The organism is Kitasatospora sp. MY 5-36, from assembly GCF_001182915.1.
GTDB lineage: Bacteria > Actinomycetota > Actinomycetes > Streptomycetales > Streptomycetaceae > Kitasatospora.
Window position 1 is genome coordinate 1 of record NZ_LFVW01000982.1, and the last position, 2705, is coordinate 2705.

Here is a 2705-nt window from a genome sequence, read left to right on the forward strand (position 1 = left end):
GCCGGCACCGACGACGGAGGTCCGGACCGGGGCGCCGGCGGCGGCCCGGCCCCGACGGCCCGCCGCCGGGGCGGCCGGGTCCGGATGACCGGCAAGCAGCGGCGCGAACAGCTGCTGGAGATCGGCCGGACGGTCTTCGCCGAGCGCGGCTACGACGGCACCTCGGTGGAGGAGATCGCCGAGCGCGCCGGGGTGTCGAAGCCCGTGGTGTACGAGCACTTCGGCGGCAAGGAGGGGCTGTACGCGGTGGTCGTCGACCGCGAGATGCAGCTGCTGCTGGACATGGTCACCGGGGCCCTGACCGGCGGGCACTCGCGCGAGCTGCTGGAGCAGGCCGCCTTCGCGCTGATGGACTACATCGACACCTCGACGGACGGCTTCCGGATCCTGGTCCGGGACTCCCCGGTGGCCCAGTCGACCGGCACCTTCGCCTCGCTGATCAGCGACATCGCCACGCAGGTCGAGGACATCCTGGGCCTGGAGTTCAAGTCCCGCGGCTTCGACGCCCGGCTGGCCCCGATGTACTCGCAGATGCTGGTCGGGATGGTCGCGCTGACCGGGCAGTGGTGGCTGGAGGTCCGCAAGCCGGACAAGGCGACGGTGGCGGCGCACCTGGTGAACCTCGCCTGGCACGGGCTGGAGGGCCTGGAGCGGCACCCGCGGCTGGTCGGCGAGCGCAAGGGCTGACCGGCCGGGCCGCACCGGCCGACCCGGCCCCGCGGCCGCCTCACCCGTACGGCCGCCTCACCCCCGCAGCCGCCTCACCCCCGCGGCCGCCTGATCCCCACGGCGAAGATCCGCCGGAACGGGAAGACCGTCCCGTGCGGCCCGGCCGGGTAGGCCTCGCGCAGCAGCCGCCCGTACTCGGCCAGGAAGGCGGCCCGGTCGGCCGGGTCGGTGAGCCGGGTGAGGACCGGGCGCAGCGCGGTGCCCTTGACCCACTCCAGCACCGGGTCCGGCCCCGGCAGCAGGGTGCGGTAGGTGGTCTCCCAGACGTCCGGCAGGCAGTCGGCGGCGACCAGGGCGTCGAGGTAGCGCTCGGGCGGGTGGACGCCGGCCCGGACGGCCTTCTCGCTGAGCAGGCCCCGCCAGCGGGCGCTGCGGCGCAGGTCGGCGAGCAGGGTGTGACTGGGGGCGTCGAAGTTGCCGGGCACCTGGAAGGCGAGCACCCCACCCGGTTCGAGGGCCGCCGCCCAGCGCGGCAGCAGCGCCAGGTGCCCGTCCACCCACTGGAGGGTGGCGTTGGAGACGATCAGGTCGGGCCCGGCCGGGGCCGGGTCGTACTCGCGGGCGTCGGCGAGCAGGTACTCGGCCGTGGGCTCGCCCCCGGTACGGGCGGTGGCCAGCATCGGGGCGGAGTTGTCGACGCCGGTGAGGCGGGCGGTCGGCCAGCGCTCGCGCAGCGCGGCGGGGGAGTTGCCGGGGCCGCAGCCGATGTCCAGGATCACCTCGGCACCGGGGTGCGGGAGGGCGGGGACGCGGGCGAGCAGTTCGCGCAGCGGACGGTTGCGTTCGTCGGCGAAGCGCAGGTACTGCTCCGGGTCCCAGACGGGGGTGGTCATGGTTCACCTCACAGGTATCTCGATATCAAGATATCCAGCGTTAGCCTTGCTGGCACATTTCTCGATGTCAAGAGACTTCACATCGACACATCCACCGATACACTGATCGTCATGGAGGACGAGGTCGACAGGCTGGTCGCAGCGTGGCGCCGGGAGCGCCCCGACCTCGACGTGGAGCCGCTGGAGGTGCTCAGCCGGGTCAGCCGGCTCGCCCGGCACCTGGACCGCGCCCGCCGCACCGCCTTCGCCGAGCACGGGCTGGAGCCCTGGGAGTTCGACGTCCTGACCGCCCTGCGGCGGGCCGGCTCCCCGTACCAGCTCTCCCCCGGCCAGCTGCTCACCCAGACCCTGGTCACCTCCGGCACCATGACCAACCGGATCGACCGCCTCACCGGCAAGGGCCTGGTCAAGCGCCTGCCCGACCCGGACGACCGTCGCGGCGTGCTGGTCAGGCTCACCGACGACGGCCGCGACCGCGCCGACCAGGCGCTCGCCGGACTGCTCGCGCACGAACGCGAACTGCTCGCCCAGCTCACCTCCGGCCAGCAGACCGAACTCGCCGCGCTGCTGCGCGTGCTGGTCGCCCCGTTCGACAACATCCCGGGCTGACGGCTCCGGGCTGACGGCTCCGGGCTGACGGCTCCGGGCCCGGGCTTGCGGGTCAGGGCCGTTCGACGGTGCCGACCACCGGGGACGGCGGCGGCGCGGCCGGCTCGGCCGGGCTGACCCCGGCCCGGCGGGCGACCGCGACGGCCGCCAGCGTGGAGTGCACCCCGAGCTTTCCCAGCACGTTCTGCATGTGCGTCCGGACGGTGTGCGGCGACAGGTAGAGCCGCTCCGCGACGGCCTGCCGGCCGAGGCCCGCGACCATACAGCGCAGGATCTGCTTCTCCCGCGGCGTCAGGGTGTCCACCAGCCGCTCGCTCTCGGTGCGGTCCCGCCGGGCGGTGGTGAGCTCGCGGATCACCCCGGTGAGCAGCGCGGGCGGCAGGTGCGTCTCGTCCCGCAGCACGCCCCGGACCACCGCCAGCAGCCGGGCCAGTGAACTCTCCTTGGCCACCCAGCCGGTGGCGCCCGCGTGCAGGGCGCGGGCGGCGCGGTGCGGGTCGTCGGCGGTGGCCAGGACGACGGCGCGCAGCCCGG

4 protein-coding genes are annotated in these 2705 nt (G+C 74.5%); 2 read left to right on the forward strand and 2 right to left on the reverse strand.

The window, feature by feature from the left end; genetic code table 11:
* Positions 1-84: 84 nt before the first annotated feature.
* Positions 85-687: a TetR/AcrR family transcriptional regulator gene (locus AE652_RS39125; RefSeq protein ID WP_063780418.1), complete on the forward strand. Its 603-nt coding sequence runs from the start codon at positions 85-87 to the stop codon at positions 685-687.
* Between the two features lie 74 nt (positions 688-761).
* On the opposite strand, the gene AE652_RS39130 is transcribed toward AE652_RS39125, so the two are convergent.
* Positions 762-1562 (reverse strand): methyltransferase domain-containing protein, encoded by an 801-nt coding sequence (locus AE652_RS39130; RefSeq protein WP_049660286.1) that lies wholly within the window; start codon positions 1560-1562, stop codon positions 762-764.
* A gap of 111 nt (positions 1563-1673) precedes the next feature.
* On the opposite strand from AE652_RS39130, the gene AE652_RS39135 reads away from it, so the two are divergent.
* Complete coding sequence (locus tag AE652_RS39135; protein WP_049660288.1) at positions 1674-2171, forward strand: MarR family winged helix-turn-helix transcriptional regulator; 498 nt, start codon at positions 1674-1676, stop codon at positions 2169-2171.
* A 52-nt stretch (positions 2172-2223) separates the two neighbouring features.
* On the opposite strand, the gene AE652_RS39140 is transcribed toward AE652_RS39135, so the two are convergent.
* The coding region (locus AE652_RS39140; protein ID WP_049660289.1) for a response regulator transcription factor at positions 2224-2705 on the reverse strand (482 nt) is incomplete at its 5' end.